At 64.2% G+C, this 19,781-nt stretch carries 21 protein-coding genes; 5 read left to right on the top strand and 16 right to left on the bottom strand.

What is annotated here, in order from left to right:
* Positions 1-9: 9 nt before the first annotated feature.
* A complete protein-coding gene (locus ACFE8X_RS06910) occupies positions 10-984 on the top strand; it encodes a chemotaxis protein CheB (protein ID WP_375450718.1) in 975 nt (324 codons plus the stop codon).
* Between the two features lie 34 nt (positions 985-1,018).
* Here ACFE8X_RS06910 and ACFE8X_RS06905 read toward each other — a convergent pair whose 3' ends face one another.
* The 6 genes from ACFE8X_RS06905 to ACFE8X_RS06880 all read right to left on the bottom strand — a co-directional run bounded on the left by ACFE8X_RS06905 (position 1,019) and on the right by ACFE8X_RS06880 (position 5,727).
* Entirely contained in the window at positions 1,019-1,213 is a 195-nt protein-coding gene (locus ACFE8X_RS06905; protein ID WP_375450717.1) for a hypothetical protein, read from the bottom strand.
* A 151-nt stretch (positions 1,214-1,364) separates the two neighbouring features.
* Positions 1,365-2,105, bottom strand: coding sequence for an ABC transporter ATP-binding protein (locus tag ACFE8X_RS06900; RefSeq protein ID WP_375450716.1), 741 nt, complete (start codon positions 2,103-2,105; stop codon positions 1,365-1,367).
* Positions 2,084-2,788, bottom strand: coding sequence for an ABC transporter permease (locus ACFE8X_RS06895; RefSeq protein ID WP_375450849.1), 705 nt, complete (start codon positions 2,786-2,788; stop codon positions 2,084-2,086). The genes ACFE8X_RS06900 and ACFE8X_RS06895 overlap by 22 nt, the downstream gene beginning before the upstream one ends.
* Positions 2,789-2,868: 80 nt before the next feature.
* Positions 2,869-3,864: an ABC transporter substrate-binding protein gene (locus tag ACFE8X_RS06890; protein ID WP_375450715.1), complete on the bottom strand. Its 996-nt coding sequence runs from the start codon at positions 3,862-3,864 to the stop codon at positions 2,869-2,871.
* Between the two features lie 8 nt (positions 3,865-3,872).
* Positions 3,873-5,174: a PQQ-dependent sugar dehydrogenase gene (locus ACFE8X_RS06885; protein WP_375450714.1), complete on the bottom strand. Its 1,302-nt coding sequence runs from the start codon at positions 5,172-5,174 to the stop codon at positions 3,873-3,875.
* Positions 5,175-5,400: 226 nt separating this feature from the next.
* Complete coding sequence (locus tag ACFE8X_RS06880; protein ID WP_375450713.1) at positions 5,401-5,727, bottom strand: hypothetical protein; 327 nt, start codon at positions 5,725-5,727, stop codon at positions 5,401-5,403.
* 163 nt (positions 5,728-5,890) lie between these two features.
* Between ACFE8X_RS06880 and ACFE8X_RS06875 the strand changes: the two genes are divergently transcribed.
* Both ACFE8X_RS06875 and ACFE8X_RS06870 read left to right on the top strand, forming a co-directional pair.
* Positions 5,891-6,412, top strand: coding sequence for a DUF4142 domain-containing protein (locus tag ACFE8X_RS06875; RefSeq protein WP_375450712.1), 522 nt, complete (start codon positions 5,891-5,893; stop codon positions 6,410-6,412).
* Positions 6,413-6,793: 381 nt separating this feature from the next.
* Positions 6,794-7,585, top strand: coding sequence for a Crp/Fnr family transcriptional regulator (locus ACFE8X_RS06870; RefSeq protein ID WP_375450711.1), 792 nt, complete (start codon positions 6,794-6,796; stop codon positions 7,583-7,585).
* 2 nt (positions 7,586-7,587) lie between these two features.
* Here ACFE8X_RS06870 and ACFE8X_RS06865 read toward each other — a convergent pair whose 3' ends face one another.
* The gene (locus tag ACFE8X_RS06865; protein WP_375450710.1) at positions 7,588-8,061 is read right to left on the bottom strand and encodes a response regulator; all 474 of its coding nucleotides are present in this window, start codon (positions 8,059-8,061) and stop codon (positions 7,588-7,590) included.
* A 170-nt stretch (positions 8,062-8,231) separates the two neighbouring features.
* Here ACFE8X_RS06865 and ACFE8X_RS06860 point away from each other — a divergent pair, with 170 nt between their 5' ends.
* Positions 8,232-8,519, top strand: a complete 288-nt coding sequence (locus ACFE8X_RS06860) for a hypothetical protein (protein WP_375450709.1) — start codon at positions 8,232-8,234, stop codon at positions 8,517-8,519.
* A 6-nt stretch (positions 8,520-8,525) separates the two neighbouring features.
* Here the strand turns inward: ACFE8X_RS06860 and ACFE8X_RS06855 are convergent, their stop codons facing one another.
* From ACFE8X_RS06855 to ACFE8X_RS06820, 8 genes are all read right to left on the bottom strand, one after another.
* Positions 8,526-8,699: a hypothetical protein gene (locus ACFE8X_RS06855; protein ID WP_375450708.1), complete on the bottom strand. Its 174-nt coding sequence runs from the start codon at positions 8,697-8,699 to the stop codon at positions 8,526-8,528.
* A gap of 3 nt (positions 8,700-8,702) precedes the next feature.
* Positions 8,703-8,912: a hypothetical protein gene (locus ACFE8X_RS06850; protein ID WP_375450707.1), complete on the bottom strand. Its 210-nt coding sequence runs from the start codon at positions 8,910-8,912 to the stop codon at positions 8,703-8,705.
* 290 nt (positions 8,913-9,202) lie between these two features.
* A complete protein-coding gene (locus tag ACFE8X_RS06845; protein WP_375450706.1) occupies positions 9,203-9,673 on the bottom strand; it encodes a hypothetical protein in 471 nt (156 codons plus the stop codon).
* Positions 9,674-9,878: 205 nt separating this feature from the next.
* Positions 9,879-10,943 carry an ABC transporter ATP-binding protein gene (locus ACFE8X_RS06840; protein ID WP_375450705.1) on the bottom strand — a complete coding sequence of 355 codons (1,065 nt, stop codon included), beginning with the start codon at positions 10,941-10,943 and terminating at the stop codon, positions 9,879-9,881.
* A 30-nt stretch (positions 10,944-10,973) separates the two neighbouring features.
* On the bottom strand, positions 10,974-13,034 hold the full coding sequence (locus ACFE8X_RS06835; RefSeq protein ID WP_375450704.1) for an alpha-L-fucosidase: 2,061 nt from the start codon (positions 13,032-13,034) through the stop codon (positions 10,974-10,976).
* Positions 13,035-13,037: 3 nt separating this feature from the next.
* Positions 13,038-13,859 (bottom strand): carbohydrate ABC transporter permease, encoded by an 822-nt coding sequence (locus ACFE8X_RS06830; RefSeq protein WP_375450703.1) that lies wholly within the window; start codon positions 13,857-13,859, stop codon positions 13,038-13,040.
* The gene (locus tag ACFE8X_RS06825) at positions 13,856-14,824 is read right to left on the bottom strand and encodes a carbohydrate ABC transporter permease (RefSeq protein WP_375450702.1); all 969 of its coding nucleotides are present in this window, start codon (positions 14,822-14,824) and stop codon (positions 13,856-13,858) included. The genes ACFE8X_RS06830 and ACFE8X_RS06825 overlap by 4 nt, the downstream gene beginning before the upstream one ends.
* Positions 14,824-16,143 (bottom strand): ABC transporter substrate-binding protein, encoded by a 1,320-nt coding sequence (locus ACFE8X_RS06820; RefSeq protein WP_375450701.1) that lies wholly within the window; start codon positions 16,141-16,143, stop codon positions 14,824-14,826. The genes ACFE8X_RS06825 and ACFE8X_RS06820 overlap by 1 nt, the downstream gene beginning before the upstream one ends.
* Before the next feature lie 204 nt (positions 16,144-16,347).
* Between ACFE8X_RS06820 and ACFE8X_RS06815 the strand changes: the two genes are divergently transcribed.
* The gene (locus tag ACFE8X_RS06815) at positions 16,348-17,379 is read left to right on the top strand and encodes a LacI family DNA-binding transcriptional regulator (protein ID WP_375450700.1); all 1,032 of its coding nucleotides are present in this window, start codon (positions 16,348-16,350) and stop codon (positions 17,377-17,379) included.
* Here ACFE8X_RS06815 and ACFE8X_RS06810 read toward each other — a convergent pair.
* Entirely contained in the window at positions 17,376-19,628 is a 2,253-nt protein-coding gene (locus tag ACFE8X_RS06810; RefSeq protein WP_375450699.1) for a glycoside hydrolase N-terminal domain-containing protein, read from the bottom strand. The two genes, ACFE8X_RS06815 and ACFE8X_RS06810, sit on opposite strands and share 4 nt — an antisense overlap.
* Between the last annotated feature and the right edge of the window lie 153 nt (positions 19,629-19,781).

Below are 19,781 nucleotides of genomic sequence, written 5' to 3'. Positions count from 1 at the left end.
GGTTATTGCATGGCCAAGCGCGACATCATTGCCATCGGCGGCTCGGCCGGCTCGATCGAGGTGATCCGGCAGGTGTGCCGGGCCTTGCCGGCACAGCTCCAAGCGTCGGTCCTGGTTGCCGTCCATGTCGGAGCCGGCAACCAGAACCTGCTTGCCGGGATACTGGATAGTGGCGGACCGCTCCCGGCCGGTACGGCGGTGGATGGCGAACCGCTGCAGCAGGCCCGGATCTATGTGGCGCCAGCCGACCATCATCTGGTGCTCGACGGGCGTCATGTCCGGCTGGGACGGGGGCCGCGCGAGAACATGGCGCGGCCGGCGATCGATCCGTTGTTTCGCTCGGCCGGGATCAGCGCGGGACCCCGAGCCATCGGTGTCCTGCTTTCGGGCATGCTGAACGACGGGGCTTCGGGGCTGGCGGACCTCAAGCGGTGCGGCGGCGTCACGGTGGTGCAGAACCCCCTCGATGCGCTGGAAGGCGAGATGCCCCGGACCGCGCTGTTGGCGAGCGATGTCGATTATCGGGCGCCGGCCGGCGATCTGGCCGATCTGCTGGCTCGCCTCGTTGACCAAGAGGCCGGCCCGGCCTTGGTGGCGCCCGCCAGCGTCGCGCTGGAAGTGGCGATCGCGATGGGGCGGCTTTCCGACACTCCGACCATCGCCGAAATCGCCGATCCGGTGGCGCTGACCTGTCCGGGATGCGGAGGAACATTGTCGCAGATCCGGCGCTCGCCACTGCGCTTTCGCTGCCAGGTGGGGCATGGCTATACCGCCGAAGCCTTGGTGCACGAGCAGGAAGGCTCGGTCGACGAGGCCATTCGCATGGCCTTGCGGGTTATTGGTGAGCGGGCCGTGATGATGGAGAAAATGACGCTCGATGCGCTCCAGGCGGGACGCAGCGCTGCCGCCGCGACGTTCGAAGAACGTGCCCAGGAGTATAGGCGCTCTGCGGGGGTGCTGATGGGCGCGGCGCTCAAAGCGTAGCGAATAGTGTGGGTGGGCACTTTGGACTTCAACATCAAAGCGGCAGCACGCCACGCAGATATTTGTCGATCAGGTGCTTGGCCTTTTCGACCACGATATCGGCGGTCTCGCCCGGCAGGGCCGAGATCTTGGTGGGCAGGGGTGCCCCGCTGGCGCGCTCGGTGATTTCGGCAGTCAGGATGTCGTCCTGAAGCAGCAGGATGATGTGTCCTCGATAATAAGCCAGCACAGTTCACCCCGCTCATTGTCGCGCGTGGAAGATACGACAGTGGAGCGGGGAGGTTTCGGGCAGCGTGGGATGGGGAAAAGATCGGGTTAACGCGGCAAAGTTGCATACGGCGAGCGCAAAGGGGCCATGCGCTGAGCGGGACAAAGCTGGCTCAGGCGGGAGCGGCTGGCCGGGTGTGCGCGAGGGTGGCGATCCGGGTCGCGTACCGTTCGAGCGTGGCGCGATCACGGGCGCGACGCTGTAGAGGGAAGGCGAGGTCGTGAAGGATGCGGGCCGGGCGGCCGGCAAGAACGACGACGCGGTCGGCAAGGCGGGCGGCATCGGCGGGCAGGTGGGTGACAAAGACCATGGTGGGATGATCGGTATCGATCACCTGATCGAGCAGGCGGTACATGTCATCGAGCAAGGCGGAATCGAGCGATACGAAGGGCTCGTCGAGCAGCAGAAGGCCGGCATTGCGGGCCAGCGCCCGGGCCAGGGCCACGCGCCGCTGCATGCCGCCCGACAATTGGCGGGGATAGGCCTTGGCGCTATCGGCAAGGCCAAGGCGGGCCAGAAGAGTGCGCGCCGCATCCTTGCCCAGGCGGGAGTCGGCGGCGCGGATGTTGTCGAGCGCGGTCAGCCAGGGCAGAAGGCGCGGGTCCTGGAAGACGAAACCGGGTGGAGGAGCGAGGGCCGCCTCGATCCCGTCGATGGCAATGCGGCCGCGGAAGTCGCGATCGATCCCGGCCACCAGCCGCAGCAGGCTCGACTTGCCGATGCCCGATGCGCCCAGCAGCGCCACGACGCTGCCGGGCGCAACCGACAGATCGAAGCTGGCCAGCAGCGGCGGTCCGTCAGCGGCAAAGCGCTTTTCGGCGATGGCAAGGCTCAGGCCGGGTGCGTGCGCCATTGCAACAGCTTCTGTTCGAGGGGCCGCAGCAGGCCATATTCGAGGGCCATCACCACCGCGATGAAGGCGGTGGTATAGGCCAGGATGGCGGTGATGTCGAAATACTGGAACAGCAGGCTGACGCGATAGCCGACGCCGCCATCACTGCCCAAAACTTCAAAGACCAGCACGATCTTCCAGATCAGCGACAGGCCGGTGCGCGCCGCGGCCAGCACAAAGGGCAGCAATTGGGGGATGAAGACCAGGCGCAGCCGGCGTGCGGGCGAGAGGCGCAGGGCATCGGCAAGTTCATCGAAATCGGGAGAAAAACTGCGCACGCCTTCGCGAATGGTGGTGATGACCAGGGGTATCTTGTTGACGATGACTGCCGTGACCAGGGCCGTTTCGGTCAGGCCGAGCCAGATGTAAAGGACGATGGCGACGACGATGGCGGGCAGATTGAGGCCCACCAGCAGCCAGGCGGAAAACAGCCGGTCGAGCCAAAGCTGCCGCCCCAGGGCAATGCCCAGCAGCGTGCCGAGGAGCATGGAGATGACGAAGGCGAGGCTGGCGCGGAGCAGGGTCTTGCCCAGATCGAGCAGCAAGGTGCCTTGCGTGGCCAGGTGCCAAAGCGTTTCCGCGACGGCAAAGGGCGCGGGAAACAGCCGGTTGGGGAAAGCCAGGGCAAGGCCCTGCCAGATCACCAACAGCAGCGGCAGCGACAGGTATTCCAGCGACGCCCTGCGCCGCCGTCCCGGCCCGATCCTGTCGGGGCCAGGGGCGCTTATTTGCGATATCCCGACCAGAACGTGCCGGGAGCGAGCTGGGCTGCGTCGCCGACCAGATCGGTGCCGCCATAGCGCGCCAGCAGCGCAAAGGTGCGCTCTGCCGCCCCTATGGCGTCGGGGTCGTAGCGGGTGACGATGCCGGCGCGATAGTCGTCGCGCAACTGGGCAAAGAGGGCCGGATCGTCGGTGGCGCCCATCAGCGTCTTGAGTGGTTCCCAGGCGGCGTCGCCATCGAACAGGATGCGCTTGGCTTGGAACGAGGCATCGAGGAAGCGGGTCAGGGCCGCGGTCTTTTGGGTGGCGGTGCCATCGGTAAAGGTCCAACCCAGCAGCGGAGGCTGTTCGGCAATGCCGAGACGCTCGAGCATGGCGGCGACCGAGAGCAGTTCGGTCATGCCGGCGGCCTTGGCGCGGGCATTCCATTGCCAGAAATTGAGCCCGGCCTGGATGCCACCGGTGCCCAGCAGTTCATTGACCAATGGAGGCGCGCCATAGCGGGCGCTGGCGTCGTCGGTCAACCGGCCCCCGGTGACGCTGTTATAATAGGCCTGCAGGATCACCCAGCTCTTGTCGGCGGGTCCGCCGGCGACGCCGATGGTCTTGCCCTTGAGATCGGCCACGGTCGCGATCGGGCTGGAACGGGGCAGCATCAGCCCGCCGACCGCGAGGGAATGGGGCACCATGGTGACCCTATTGCCGGTGCTGCGCTGGATCGAGACCCAGACGAAGTCCGACAGGATCACGTCGACGGCGCCGGCCTGCAGCGCGATCTGGCCGGCCTTGCTATCGGCGAGGGCGCGAATGCGCAGGTCCAGGCCATGCTTTTGGTCCAGCCCCATGGTCTGGATGGTCTGGATTTCCCATTGCACGGTGCCGCTTTCCTGCACCCCCACGACCAGGACCTGCGGGGCCGGGCTATCCTGGGCGCGGGCAGGACTGACGGCGCCGGCCAAAGCCAGGGCCGCCAAGAGGATATGGGTGAAAAACCGCATCGGTCGCCTCAGGCCGCCGTTACCCGCCAGACGACATCGCCCACATCGTCGGCCATCAGCACGGCATTATCGGCAGCAATGGCGACGCCGACCGGCCGGCCATAGGAATATTTCTCGTCCGGCGACAGAAAGCCGGTCAGGATATCGCGGGGCAGGCCGACGGGCTTGCCGTTTTCGAACGCCACGAAGGCCAGCTTGTAGCCGCTGAGTGTGCTGCGGTTCCAGGAGCCGTGCTGGCCGATGGCCATGCCGGCGGGAAAGCCGGGCAGGGTGGCTTCGGGCAGCCAGGCCAGGCCGAGCGAGGCCGTGTGGCCGCCCAGGGCATAATCGGGCGCGAGCGCCGTCGCGACCTTGGCCGTATCCTGGGGGACGCGATCGTCGACCGTCTTGCCCCAATAGCTATAGGGCCAGCCATAAAAGCCGCCATCGCGCACAGAGGTCAGGTAATCGGGCGGGGTTTCGTCACCCAGACCATCCCGCTCGTTGACCACCGTCCAGAGGGCGCCGGTCTCGGGGTGCCAGGCCATGCCGACGGGATTGCGCAGGCCGCCGGCAAAAACGCGGCTCTGACCGGTCGCCAGATCCAGCTCGTGAATGCAGGCGCGATCGATCTCGGCCTCCATGCCGGCATCCCCGATATTGCTCAGCGAACCCACCGCGACATAGAGCCTAGTGCCGTCCGTGTTGGCGATGAGATTGCGGGTCCAATGCCCACCGGGCTTGGTGCTCATGACCGTGCGGGCCGAGGCGGTGATCCGGGTCTGGCCGGGCTCATAGGGAAAGGCCAGGACGGCGTCGCTGGCGCCGACGTAAAGCGTGTCACCGAGCAGCACGATGCCGAAGGGCTGGCGCACGTTTTCGAGGAAGGCGTGTCGCGTTTCGGCAATGCCGTCGCCGTCGGCGTCGCGCAACAGGGTGATGCGGTTGGGGCTGTCGCCAGAGGCGCGGGCGCGCCGCATCGTGCTGTCCATGGCGTGCTCGAACAGTGTTCGGGGGGTGCCCGACTCGCCCATGGATTCGGCGACCAGCACGTCGCCATTGGGCAGCACATGCATATGGCGCGGATGATCGAGGCCGGCGGCAAAGGCATTGACCTTGAGGCCGGGCGCGGCAATGGGGGTGCGGCCATTTTCCCAGCCCTTGGCACTGGGCATTTTCAGCGTTGGGATATTGCCCTGGGGCTTGGGATCGGGAATGGCGGGCGTGGTGCCGTAAACGGGTGGGCGCGGACCATCGCCGGAATGGCGGACGGCGACGGCAACCGCGCCGACAGCGGCAACGACACGGGCGAAAATGGCACTGGAGTTCATGAGATTATCCGGGATGGCATGGTGGCCAAGCTAATGGCATTTTAGCCAGACCAATGCCAGACCTTCCCGGAACGGTTTGGATGTCAATTGCAGGCCCGATCCGCCACAGCGCTACGTCTTGGCGGTTTGACCGCTTTCGGATTGAGCGAGGAGCATGCCGCCATGGTTTCCCGGTTGCAGGCACTGGACGGTCCAACGTTCGACAGGATCACGTTTGACGGCAGCCCTATTGCAATCGCTCGCCCGGGCTGGAGCGTGCGTCCACTATGGCCTGCAACAAATCCTGGGCAATGTCGGAGAGGGCGGCCACGATACCTTCGGCGGCAAAACCGCCGGCGCTCCTGGCCATCTCGCGGGCCAGCAGCTCGCCGGCCACGATATCTTCATCAAGCTCGACAAGCGTCGCCGCTGCCGTAGCGATCAATGCCCTGGGTGCCATGTCGCGCGCCGTGCGCAAATCGTCGGTCAAAGCCGGGCCAAGCTGGGACACCGTGCGGACCCGCTGGTACCAGGCGGACCAGTCGTTGCGGTCATAAGCGGCAGGATTGGGCATGGTGCAAGCTCTCCGGTGCGGCCCATAACCGGGGCGCGTCATGGAGGTTTCAGGCTCGCTGCCGCCGCTAACAGGTGTTAAGGGCGGCCCGGGTAACCTGGGTCTAGGGCAGGAACGATCAGACGCACGGCTGGTTGGTAGCGCACCAGTACAGGAGAAAATAATGTTGAAAGCCCTGATTATCGGCGTATCGCTGTTCAGCGTCACTGCCGCAGTCGCCCAGACCGACCCGGCTCCCGCAGCATCCAGCACAGCCATGCAGGTTACCGATCCGCAGGATTTTGCCGATATGGCGGCATCGTCCAACATGTTTGAAATCGAATCGAGCAAACTGGCACTCGAAAAATCCAGCAATGCGGATGTCCTGAGCTTTGCCCAGCACATGATCGATGACCACGGCAAGGCGAGCGATCAGATGATGGCCGCGGCCGAAACGGACGGCATTACCCCGGCAACCACCATGCAGGCGGCAGACCAGGACATGCTGGACAATTTGAGCGGCATGGAGGGCGAAGCGTTCGACCAGGCCTATACCTCGGCCCAGATGGACGCCCATGACAAGGCGATCGCGCTGTTTGACGGTTTTGGCACCAATGGCCAGGAAAGCGCCCTCAAGAGCTTTGCGGCAGCCACCGAGCCCACTTTGCAATCGCATCACGACGAGCTTGCCGCGATGGCAGAATAAAGCGCCGCCCCGGTGTAGATCCTGATCGTATGGGCTTTCAAGGCCCGACTTTAGGCACCAAGGACCGTTGCGGCTCGCCGCGACGGTCTTTTCTTTGCCGCATGGCCAGACCCGCACGTGCAAGACACTGTCTCCGCATTGCTGGACCGGTGTATGATCTATGTTAAGCCATCGCCCCGATCGGCTATGACTTGAGTTCAGGACAGGTCAATCCTGGTCTCGCTTGTCCCGATATGCGAGGCTCGACTGCTATTGGTTGCGAACTTGTCCCCAAGCGAAGTCCGGCGGACGGCCCGGCGTTAAACGCCGGCACTGGCGCCGCCTGGTTCTCACGACAATAAAGGCGTTCGTTCGCAGATGTATTTGAAAGAGGAAAAAGCAGTGACGCCACCACAAGCATTCAGCCTTGATGATGCGAGCTATGGCGGCGTGGGCACCGTGCCGCAGCCGCAGACGGCCTCGGTGTTTGTCAAGCGCCTGCGGGCGCTCTATCCTTTAAGCGCGGAGGAACTGACGGTCGCGCACCAGCTGGTGGGTTCACATCAGTCCCTGGCGGGCCATGTCGATATCGTGCGCAGCGGCGAACCGCTGACCGCGGCGACCGTTTTGGTGCGTGGCTTGGCGTGCCGGTATCGGGTAACAGAAACGGCACGGCGCCAGATGACCGGCTTCGTCGTCCCCGGCGACATCTGCGATCTTGGCTTTCTGTCGTCACGGGCTGCGACGCAGGGGCTGCTGGCCCTGGGGCCGGTCGTGGTGGGCTCGATCGATCTGGCGCAATTGTCGGCGGCCTCGGAAAAACATCCAAACCTGATGATTGCGATGATGCGGGCCGCGGCGCTGGAGCAGGCCAGCGCCCAGGAACTGGTGGTGAGCCTGGGCGTGCGCGACGCCGTCGGGCGGCTGGCGCATCTGCTGTGCGAAATGCACTACCGGCTCAATGTGGTGGGCCTGGTGCGGCCGGGAAACCAGTTCGACCTGGCCATGACCCAGGGCGAGATCGGGGAGGCGCTGGGGCTTTCCACCGTGCATGTCAACCGTACGGTGCAAACGCTGCGACGGCAGAACCTCATCGCCATGTGGCAGGGGGTGATCTCGATCCCCGATGTGGAGCGGCTGGCAGCGGTTGCCGATTTCAACGCGCAGTACCTGGCTGGTGGCCCTAAGGCGTAAGTCTAGTGCGCGGGGTGGATAGTGGAGGCAAGCGTGCGGGCAAAACGAACGGCCGGGCTTTCGGCACGGACGACTTCGGTCAGCGCGGCAGGCTCGGGCACCTTGGCCCAGACAGGCCCTTGGGCCAGGGTGTGCAGCACTTCCATGAGCTGGCGCTGATCATAAGGCTTGCTCAGGATCGGCGTGTCGTGAAAGCGGTGGGGCAGATTTTCCCTGTCATAGCCGGTAGCGAAAACGATGGGCACACCATTTTCCATCAGGCTGTCGGCAACTTCAAAAACACTGACGCCATGGAGTCGCACGTCGAGCACGGCCGCATCGACGCGGCGGCGATTGATCAGATGCATGGCGTAAAAAGGCGTGGGGGCGGGGCCAAGCACATTGGCACCCAGCTCGCGCAAATTCCGGCAAATATCGGTGGCCAGCAGATAGTCGTCTTCGACAACCATGACGCGCTTGCCATTCAGATCGTTCAATTCACCCAAGTCCGACATCAGTTTCACCCGCCAGATTTACTTGCAAACCTAACGTTGCAAGCTTGGACAACCACCAGAAGCGACGCTTGGTTCGGCTCGTCTAACTCAGGTTAGAGCCCGCACTGAACGGGACCGCGACGCATTGGGCTGCCGTACGCAAGGAGACTATCATGGGTACGCCAACAACCGAACAGCTTCGTGATCGCATCGACAAAGGAGAGACGGGCGAGAAAATCGCCATGCCCGATCCGGCAACGGCCCCCCTGGGCACCGATGCCGAAGCCGGCGGGCAACCGCCGACCGGGCCCGAGCTTCGCCTTGCCGAGGCCTCGAGCCCGAAGCAGCCGGAACGGGTGCACAGGGTGAAAGGCGGCTCGATCTATCTGGGACTGGTGGCCATGCTTGGCGCGGGCGTCGTGATCATTGTCCTCGTGGCCCTTGGGGCGACAGGATCATAATCCAGGTTAGCCCCCGGACCGTGCCAGATAGAAGATCGTGCCGAAAATTGCGGTGAACACCACGATGCCCAACGCGATGCGCACCATGCTGCCGAGCGGGTTGCGACCGAGCGCGGTGCGTCGGCGGAAGTAGGCCGGGCATCGCAGCTTTTGCGGTACGGCGCTTGTGGCCGTCGGCATCGGTCATGGCGGGGGCGGAGCGCCTACGGCCTTGCTCGGATCGGTGGCGGGTTGGTCGGTGGCGGTAGCGGCGGCCTGATGCTGTCCTTGATAGACGACAAACAGGCCAAAGGCCCCGACCAAGAGCCAGACGCTGACGGCACCGGCGAAAAAAATCTGCATCGCGCCAGCGATCGACTCGGCACTGGTTAAATCTTCATCATCATGGGTCAATTCCGTCTCCTATGCCGCGCCTGGGCTGAGCCAGGCGGTCTGTGGTGCCCTGGAACGGTCTCTGGGGACGGGAGTTCCGCCGGGTGTCGCAGACACAGCCCCTGCTCAAGGGGGCGGCGCTGGTCAGGTGGACCGTCAAGGGGCAGAGGGGCGTCGTTGTGGGTCTTCGGCGCCTTTCTGGGCATCACGGGCACGCTTGTCCGTTTCGCCGGTGTCGTTGGCGCCCCCGTCGGCCCCTTTGTGGGTCATCGCGGATTGGTTCTTGCTGTCGTTCGGCTTTATGGCGAGCCTCAGTCGTAGGTGTCCTTGTCGGCGCCAGCCGAGGATTGGCCGTCCGCGCCAGGAAGATCGCTGCCGGTGTTCGCGGGTTGGCGCGGCGTGTAGGGGGGCATGGGCCGGATCGTGCTTGGCGCGCCGTCGCTTGCCGCCGCAGTGTAGCGGGGATCGCGCGGTGCAGCCTGGTTCGATGGATCTTCCGTTGGCGGCGCTTGTCCGACATCGTCCGGCGTGGCCTCGCCTGCAGTGTGCTGACGGCCGGTCTGGGAATTGGGCAGGACGGCCTCGAGGCGTTCCAGCGTTTCGCCTACGCGCTGGGCCACCGCGGCATCGAAGCGATGGTCGGGCGAGGTGCGTTCATAGTCGCGCAACTGCTCGGTGGTGATGCCGGCTTCGGCCGCAAAGTCGTCGGGGTCGAGGCCCAGCGACAGGCGCCGGTTGTGGTCGCCCTTGGGCTGGCGTTGGGTTGGGGGTTCATAGGCCATGGCCGATCTCGCTGCTGGTTGGGGGCAAGGTATGTTGCGAAAACCAGCCCCAGCTGTCGCAGCTTGCTCTACGCACAGAATCCATGGGCGCGAAAAAGGTTCATATTCCCGGCCGCAAATCCGGCGCCGCCAGCGCGAGCGGATTTGTCGCACGGTCCTGCCATGGTCGGGCGCTCGTGTCCAGCGGGCCATGGCAATGCCCACCTCAGGGTCTGCTGGTGGCGGCGATGCGGTTTCCTTGCGGGGAGAACAGGTGCAGGCGGTTTTGCGGCAGGCCGATCTGGAGCCGATCGCCAGGCTTGATGCCGGGCTGTTCACGCACTTCGACCACCAGGTTTTCACCCGAGGCGGTGGTGCCATAAAGGTAGCGGGTGCCGCCCAGATTTTCCACCACATCGACATTGAAGGCGATGCTGGCCTGGCCGGCCTGTTCGGGGACGAAATGTTCGGGCCGGATGCCGACCATTAGTTCGCCATCGGGGCCCTTGATGGCCAATCTGGTGCCATCGGCCAGGGTCAGGGTATCGGCCTGCAGCTTGCCCTTGAGGAAGTTCATGCGCGGGGAGCCGATAAAGCCGGCCACGAACAGGTTGCGCGGATTATCGTAAAGCTCCTCGGGGGTGCCGGCCTGTTCCACCTTGCCGTCGCGCATGACGACGATCTTGTCGGCCAGGGTCATCGCTTCGGTCTGGTCGTGGGTCACATAGACCATGGTGGAGCCGAGCTGGCGGTGCAGCTTGGCAATTTCCACCCGCATGGAGACGCGCAGTTCGGCATCGAGATTGCTGAGCGGTTCGTCGAACAGGAATACCTCGGGATCGCGCACGATGGCGCGTCCGATGGCGACGCGCTGGCGCTGTCCGCCCGACAGTTGCGACGGCCGGCGCTTGAGCAGCGGCTCGATCTGCAAGGTCGCAGCTGCCACCGCCACCCGGCGGGCAATTTCATCCTTTGGCAGGCGCGCCATGCGCAGCGAGAAGCTGATGTTCTGGTGCACCGTCATGTGGGGGTAAAGGGCGTAGTTCTGGAACACCATGGCCACGCCGCGCTCGATGGGGTCGGCGTCGTTGACGCGCCGCCCATCGATCTCGACATCGCCGCTGGTGATCGGCTCGAGCCCTGCAATCATGCGCAACAGGGTCGACTTGCCGCAGCCCGAAGGCCCGACGAAAACGGTGAAGGCACCGTCGTCGATGCTCAGGTTCAAATCCTTGATGACCGAGACCTGCCCGTAGGATTTGCCGATATTGCGAAGATCAACGCGCGCCATGGCGGCCTCCCCGTCGCGGCTGTGGCGCGATCATCGCGCACCGTCCAGCACGACGGCGCGGTGAATGTGCAGGCCCGGCAACCTGACGGTGACCACGCCCGCGTCGTCGGCACTCCAATCGAGGTCGTCCCCGCTCGCTGCATCATAGACACGGGAAGGTCTTGCCTTGAGGCGCACGGCGGCGGTGACCGGCCCCAGGGTGGGAATATCCTCGATCATTTCCATTGGCCGGCTGCCGCCGTTCTCGTTGGGGAGCGCCTTGCCACGGATCTGGGGGGCGCCGAACAGGAGGTGCAGGACATGCCGGTTCTCGGCGGCCTGGTGGGTCAGCGTGGCACGGCCCGCCGATGGGAGATCGGTGGTAAAGGCCGGATCGGGCAGCAGCCGGTCGAGCAGGCCGCGCACGACGTATTTGTAGAGCGGCTGGCCTACATCGCGATAGAGCCGGAAAATCGGATAAGCCACATAGGCCATGCCGTTGTGCTCGGTGACGGCGGCGCCCAGGGGTGCGGCCGCCGGATCGTCCGGCGCATGCTGATGGGAGGAGAAATGCCTGTAGGAGCGGTTGAAATAGGATGGCACGATATCGGCAAGCACCGTGGCGCCATGCGCAGTGATGGTCTGTGCCTGGGCATAGGCAACGAACGGGGCTTCGGGCAGGCTGGCATCGAGGTCGGTGCCCGCCCGGATATAGGAGGGCAGGAAGGTGACGGGCGCGGCCCCTTGGGTAATTCCCAGATCCAGGGCGAAGCCCTGACCCTGCGGATCAAGGCCCGATTTGTCCGAGAGCAGCAATTTGCCGCCGGCTGCGACATAGGCGTTGAGGCGGGCGGCAAGGTCGGCTGCCACCGGAATGTCGTCGGGCAGGATAATCAGGCGATAGGGTGAGAAATCGGCGAACCCGTCGATGACGTCGAAGGGCCGCTTGAGCTCCTGCAGCATCTGGGCGGCGCCGTCGTCGCTTTCGTGGTTGCGACGATATTCGGGATGATAGAACTCGGCCGACAAGATGGCGATTTCAGAAACCTGCCGGGCGCCGCGCAGAAAAGGCTCGAGTTTTTCCAGCCGCGCATAGGCAGGCGCGATCGATTTATAGGTATCGTGGTTGATGGCGCCATTGGGGTGCAACTGGTCGCCGACCAGGCTCTTGGCGCCCAGGGCCGACATTTGCATGATCTCGTATTCGAGCGCCTGGGGCTGCTTGAAGCCGCCAAATTCACCCCAGCTGGTGTGGAACTTGCCGGTCTGACCCAGGAAGTCGAAGCCGAGGGGGGCTGCATAGCGGGCGCTTGAGGGAAAGTGGTCATAGCCCCAGCCGCCGGTGGGCAGGCTTTCGAGTTCCAGATGGGTATAGGTGGAGAAGCGTTCGGGGCCGTTCTTGTTGATATGGCCATAATTGTAGAACACGCGCAGGTTCGGGAAGCGCTGGAACAGCGCCTGGCTGATTTCCTGGCGGAAGACTTCGTTGACTTCCTCGTCGTTGCGCAGCCGATCGGCGGGGTTCAAGGGATCGAGCCCATGCTCGTGCATGCGTTTGATACACGCATCGCAGACGCAATCATGGGTGCCCACGATGTCAAAGAACAGCCCCTGCGTGGGGTAGCGCGTCGCGACCTCGCGGGCCTGCTCCAGCACGTAGTCGCGGTATTCCTTGTGGTTGAGGCAGATAGTGTGCCAGGCCGGGCTCAATTGCTTGAGCGCGGATGGATCGGCGTTGAGGCCGTGCTGGTAGCGATTGGTGGCGCTGACCACGCGCCATTCGGGATTTTCGCGGGCCGAGCGCTCGTCCCATTGCACGGTGATGTAGATGGGGGTTTCGATATCGGCGGCAGCGCAAGCCTCGACCATTTCGCCCATCAGGTCGGGCCGGGCCAATTGCGGATGGGGAAAGCCGATGGTGGTGGGGTAATAGGCCCAGCCATGATGGCATTTGGCAAAGATGGTGATCGAGTCCACATGCGCGGCTTTCAGCGTCTTGACGAAATCGTCGGCATCGAAATCGGCACCGATCGCGGGGATGTGCTCGGAGGTGTGGAAATCGAGATGGATCTGGCGGTAGCGCAGCGGCTTGCTCGGCTGGCGGACAGGCATGGACTATTCCTTGTTGCCGCTGCGCGACATCGAGCCAGCAGCGAATTGTCGTTGAAAGATGATGAAAATGATCAGCGGCACCGTGGTGGTGACGATCGCCGCCACGGCCTGCAGGTCGTAGTTCAGGTCGTGCGTGCCCACGATCTGGGAGAACAGCACCGGCAACGGCGCCTGGGTGCGCAGGAACAGCAGCGGCAAAAGCAGCGCGTTCCAGCAGAACAGGAACTGCAGGATGCCCAAGGCGAAGATGGGGCTGAGCGAATTGGGCAGCACGACGCGAAAGAAGGTGGAAAAGGCGCCGCAGCCATCGATGCGCGCAGCTTCGATCAGTTCCTTGGGGAAGTCCTCGAGGAAGTTTTTGACGAGGTAGATGGACCAGGCAAAGCTCAGGCCCACATAGGGGATCAAGACCGAGAGCACGTTGTCGATCATGCCGGTGGACCGCCAGAGCTGGAATAGCGGGATGATGATAACCTGCTGGGGTAGCACGAAGGCGTTGATGATGATGACCAGGATGGTGCGCCGGAACGGAAAGCGCAGGAACTGGAAGGCATAGGCCGCGGCCGGCGTCAGGAACATGGTGCCCAGCGTGGCCAGGATCGAGAGTTGGGCCGAGACCAGTATCCCTTGGGCCAGAGGATACTTCTGCCAGACGGTGATCCAGGCATTGAGCGTCAGCGTGACCTTGTCGAGGTTCCACCAGCCGGCGATGACGTCGGCAGGCGGGCGGATGGAGGTGACCAGAATGCCCAGGATCGGAATGGCCCAGAACAGGCAAGCCACCCAGACCACAATGGGGATCCAGCGCGGGGCGCGTCCGATCATCGTGCCTCCTTGGTCCGCTGCAGGATCGCAGGGATGGACACGAGGAGCACGGCGGCGAGCAGGATCATGGTCGCGGCAGCGCCATAGCCCAGCTTGAACTGGGTGAACGACTCCCGATACATGAAGTAACCCACCGTTTCAGTGGAGCGCACCGGCCCGCCGGCGGTCAGGATATAGATCATGTCGAAGGCGCGCAGGCTGCCCAGGAGATTGATGAAAATGGCGACGCGGACGCCCGGCATGGCCAGGGGCGCAATGATGTGCCACATGATGGCGAGCGGGCGCGCCCCGTCCATGTAGGCGGCTTCGATAGTCGATCTGGGTACGGCCTGGGCCGCCGCAAAAATCACGATCAGGGGCAAGCCCACCTGCGCCCAAGAATAGGCCACGATCAGGCACCAGAGCGCGGTTTGCGAGTCGCCCAGCCAGGGGTGGGCGAACTGGCCCAGCCCGACAAAGCCCAGAATGCCGTTGAGCATGCCGCCGGCGTCGGGACGGTAGATGCCCGCCCACATGAAGCCGGTGACGGCTTCGGAAATGCCGAAGGCGGCGAAGATGACCATGCGGGGGATGAGCGTCGCCTGGGGCGAAAAGGCGCAGACGATCGCCAGCATCCAGCCGATGCCGACCGACAGCACGGTGGACATCACGGTCCAGGTGAAGGTGGTGACGATGACGCGGCGGAAATCGGGGTCGTTGAACAGCGCCAGGTAATTGCCCAGGCCGACGAATTTGGGCTTGCCGAGGCCCTTGATGTCGAAAAGGCTCAGCCGGACGGTGTCGGCGAGCGGGTAGATGACCGAAAAGGCGAACAGGATGAGGACGGGTGCCAGCAAGAGATAGGCTGCCGGCACGTCACCCAGCCTGAACCGCCGGATCGCAGCCGGCTTGCGCCGGCTGCTGCCTCCGGGAGGAGTGGTGGCGACGAGCCCCGCATTGCCTGGTGCAATAGCGGACTGGCTCATTAGTAGGCCGTCGCGGCTTTGGCTTCGATGGCGGCCGTGACCGTTTCGATACCAGCGTCACTGGGATCGAGCAGGAACTTCTGCAACTGCACGCGATATTCGTCGACCAGATCGCCGGGCAGCAGATCGCCAAGCACGAATTGCAGCTTGGACTTGGCGACGTTGTCGACCGCAATGGCCAGGACGGGGCCATAGAGGCTGGTGTCAACCTTGTTGCTCGGAGAGGCCTTGCCGGACTTGGCGAGTATATTGGCGGCTTCGGCGGTGGTTATCCAAGCCAGGAACGCATCGGCAACGGCGGGATTGGCGCCCGTGCTGAGACCGACATATTCGTTGGTGTCGATGCTGGAGGTATCGTCATGGCCTTCGCCCAGAGCGGGGAACTGGTAGATGCTGTAGTCGACGCCTTCGTTCAGCCCCAGCGTCGATTTGGCATAGGCATTGGTCCAGGGCCCGATCAAGTGCGAACCATAGGTGCCGTTCTTGAGCACATTGTCGGTCATCATGGCGTCGTCGCTGGCGAGAGCCACGCTGATATCGCCGAATGCGCCGGCATCGATCAGTTCGCGCCATTTGACGAACGTCGTCTTGACGGCGGGGTCCGTCCAGGCCACTTCGTGCGTGGCCAGCTTGGCGGCAGTCTCGGTGCCGGCGGTGCGCAGCAGCAGGGTCTCGAAGAACTCGCCATGCGACCATACCTTGGCGCCCAGGCCGATCGGGGTGACGTTGATGGCGTTCAGCTTGGGGAAGGAGGCCAGGAACTCTTCCCAGGTGGTGGGTGCCTCGATGCCGGCTTTTTCGAAGACCTTCTTGTTGTAATACAGTGCCGAGCGATCGCCATAGGTATGGGTGATGCCATAAAGCACACCGTCGGTAGAGCCCTGCTCCTTCCAGGTATCGGCCAGATTGTCGCCCAGCTTGGCCGCATCCCACATGGGGCCCAGGTCGCGCAACAGGCCCGCATCGGCCAGTTCCTTGCGGAATGCCGGCCAGGCATTGATCAAAAGGTCTGCCGTCTGGCCGCCGAGCAGGGCGGTGCGGATGGCGCCGCGCTGGTCGCCGGTGCCGGTCGTGGTCACGTTGGTGAAGGTCACGCCGGGGTGGGCCGCGACGAAGGCCGCCTGCAGTTCCTTGATCTGATCGAAATCGGTGCCGCCGTTCCAGTTCAGCAGCACCACTTCGCCGCTGAGGTCCTGGGCCATCGCCATCGGCGCAAGCCCGGCGAGAACGGCAAGGCTGGCACCCGCCATCAGCACCGTGCGGCGGTTCATCGCGCCGGCCCGACGCGAAACGGACGTCACTTGATTGGTGTTGGTCATTTCGGTTCCTCCCGCTACGCCGCCGTTATGGTTCGCATAGCCAGAATGAAACGTTGTCCATTTAGCTGCCAAAAGCAAGCTGTTTGTTCTTTGCGCATAAAAAACTTGCCAAGCGCTGCTGCAGCTGTGGCGCGGCGCGGCGGTTTGGGGCATGAAAGAGCGACATGGCCGCGCGATGACCAGGGTCATGACATGGAGGGGTCGGTGAAACCTGTCGGCAGGCCACGCGCTGCAACGATCGTGGACGTTGCGCAGCGCGCCAGCGTTTCGGTGGGCACGGTCTCGCGCTATCTCAACGGCATCGTGATCCGCCAGCCCAAGCGCGAGGCCATCGACAAGGCGATCACGGCGTTGCGCTACAATCGCAATGCGGCAGCCAAGGCGATGCGCACCGAGCGCACCAATATGGTGGCCTTGCTGGTGCCGGGATATGACGAATTCTTCGCCGAGGTGCTGGCAAGCCTGACGCGGAGCCTGGCCAGCGAGGGGCAGGTGCTGCTGACCCACAAGCATGAAGGGGACCCCCAGACGCTGGCCATGGCCATGGAGTTTTTCCAGAACCACCGGGTCAATGCGGTGGTGACGCCGGGGGTCAGCGAAGTGCGCCGGCAGGTGGCAGCGCTGGTCGAGCATGGCATTCCGGTGGTGTTCTTCAACAACGACGTGCCCGACCTGGCGGTCGATCGCGTGTTCGCCCGAAACCGCGAATTCGCCCGGCAGGGGGTACGGCACTTGATTGACATGGGTCATCGCCATATTGCCCATATCGGGGGCGACATGCGCGAGATGACCGCGCGCGAGCGGCAGGCGGGCTATTGCGAGGCGCTGGCCGAAGCGGGGATTGCGGCGGACCCCCGCTACATCGTGGGGGGCAGCTGGAACCGGCCGGATGCCGCCATCGGCATCGAGCGCTTGATGCAGCTGGAGGTGCCGCCAACGGCGATTTTCACCGCCAACTACGTCCTGGCTTTTGCGGTGATCGACTATTTCCGGACCCACGACATCACCGTGGGGCGTGATGTTTCGCTGATCAGCTTCGACGATGTCGAGCTGTTCCGGCAGATGTCGCCGGGCATCACCGCGATCGCCCAGCCGAGCGCCGAGATGGGGCTGGCCATCGGCGAGGTGGTGATGGGCCATGTCAACGGGGCCCAGCGAACCCTGCCGCGCACGTTGATGCTCGACTGCACGATCATCCTGCGCCAGAGCACGCGGCCACCCAAGGCGTCGGGCTAGGGGGCCACTTCGAAGCGCCCCGCCGCAAACCGCACTACCGCGACGCCGTCCTGGGGAATGACGATGTCGATGGTGATCGCGCCGAAATGCAGCCGGAATGCCTTTTGCGGTTGTCCGTGCAGCTTGACTTGCGTCGGCCTGCCGTCATGCCAATGGACGTCGACCACGACGCCGCCACGGGCGCGGACGCCCGCTACATTGCCCGAAAGCCATTGCGCGGGCAGGGCGGGCAAGATGTCGATATGTCCGGTGCGCGACTGGACCAGCATTTCGAGGACGCCGGCGGCGCCGCCAAAATTGCCATCGATCTGGAAGGGCGGATGGGCATCGAACAGATTGGGATAGGAGCGGTCGGGACTGAGCAATTTGGCCAGGACGGCCGCAGCGCGCTCGCCCTCACCCAGGCGGGCCCACAGGTTCAGCCGCCAGCCAATGCCCCAGCCGGTGGCATCGTCGCCGCGCAATTCCAGCGAGCGGCGGGCGGCCGCAGCCAGCTCCGGCGTCGTAGTTCGATCGATCTGCCAGCTGGGATAGAGCCCATAAAGATGGGAAACGTGGCGGTGCAGAGGTTCGGGAACGTCGAGATCCCAATCGTCGGCCCATTCCTGCAACTGCCCGGCCTTGCCGATCCGATCGGGACCGAGCCGGGCAAGGCTTGCCGAAACCTGGTCGGACAGGGCGGCATCAACGCCCAGTTCGCTCGTGGCAGTGATCACGGCGCCAAACAGGTCGCGCATGATCTGGTTGTCCATGGCCGGTCCCGCGCAGAGAGCGGCGCCGAAAGGATGCCCGTTTTCGGGGGACAGGCTGGGCACCGTCACCAGGACGCCGGACGGGGCTTCGACCAGATAGTCGAGCAGGAATTCGGTGGCGCCGCGCAGCAGGGGATAGATGCGCGCCAGCAGCGCAGGATCGGGCGAAAACTGGTAGTGATCCCACAACTGGGCGCAGAGCCAGGCGCCACCCATCGGCCACAGGCCCCATTGGGGACCATCGACCGGGCCGGTGGCGCGCCACAGATCGGTATTGTGGTGCAGCACCCAGCCGCGCGCGCCATAATGGATGCGGGCGGTCTCGCGACCGGTCTGGGCGATATCTTCCACCAGGGCGATCAGCGGCTCGAAGCACTCGGCCAGATTGGCCGGATCGGGCAGCCAGTAGTTCATCTCCAGATTGATATTGGTGGTGTATTTGCTGCCCCAGCTGGGCTTGATTTCCTCGTTCCACAGCCCTTGCAGATTGGCCGGCTGGGTGCCGGGGCGCGAACTTGAAATCATCAGGTAACGGCCATATTGGGTAAACAGCGCGGCCAAGGCGGGGTCGGGCTGTTTACCGGCGTTGACGATGCGCTCATCGGTCGGCAATTGCACGGCCGGCGTGTGCCCCAGATCGATCGAGAGGCAAGCGAACAGGCGGCGGTGTTCGGCCACGTGCGCGCCACGCAGATGCTCGAAGGTCTGTGCGGCGGCGGCGTCGAGGCGGGTGGTGACCAGGGCATCCGGGTCGCCCGAGACATCGTCGTAGCGGCAAAAGCTGGTGGCAGCGTCGACCAGAACGATCGCACTGTCCGCCCGCTGCACCCGCACCGTTTCGGGGCTGGTGGTGACCAGCCCGCCATTGGCCACGATGCGGGCCGCAAAGCCGAAGCGCAACGCGCCGTCGACGCCCTGCTCACGCCGGTTGCGGCCGGCATAGGACACGGTATCGGTGGTTGAGGGCTGCATGTCGCCAGGTTGCGGGCTGCTCATGCCGACATCGATATTGACTTTGCCCGGCTCGCTTGCGGACACGCGATAGACCAGCACGCCGGCGACCGGAGAAACAAACGCCTCGCGGGTGTAGCGCATCCCGCCGGCGGTATAGGCGGTGGTGGCAATGGCGGTCTGCAGGTCCAGCGACCGCCGGTAGTCCTTGGCGTTCATGTTGTGATGGAAATTGATCAGCACGTCGCCGATGGGCTGATAGGACATCTGCAGGTAAGGCTTGGCCATCATGTGGCCATGCGCCAGGGCTTCGGCGGCGCGATATTCGCCGGCAAAGATCAGGCGGCGCACCTCGGGCAGGTACTCGAGGGCTTCCGGGTTGAGCGGCCTATAGGGCCCGCCGGTGAAAAAAGTGCTTTCGTTGATCTGCAGGCGTTCGCGGGACACATCGCCAAAGACCATTGCCCCCAGGCGTCCATTGCCCAAGGGCAGGGCCTGCGTCCATGCGGCCGCGGGCTGCTTGTACCAGAGTTCGAGGTCGGTCATGACTCACCAATGTGCAGCGCGGCCAAGGTGGCTTGATGCCAGCATGCCGGTTTCTGGTGGCCAAAGGGGTAGGGCGAGCGCCACGAAAGGTCAATGTTCTTTATCGAGAAAAAAGGTTATCGTTTCAATTTTCGATCATGCCGGATGAGGTTT

The organism is uncultured Devosia sp., assembly GCF_964244875.1.
Classification (GTDB): domain Bacteria; phylum Pseudomonadota; class Alphaproteobacteria; order Rhizobiales; family Devosiaceae; genus Devosia.
Note: the sequence above shows the minus strand (reverse complement) of the source record. Positions and strands in the feature narration are given on the sequence as shown.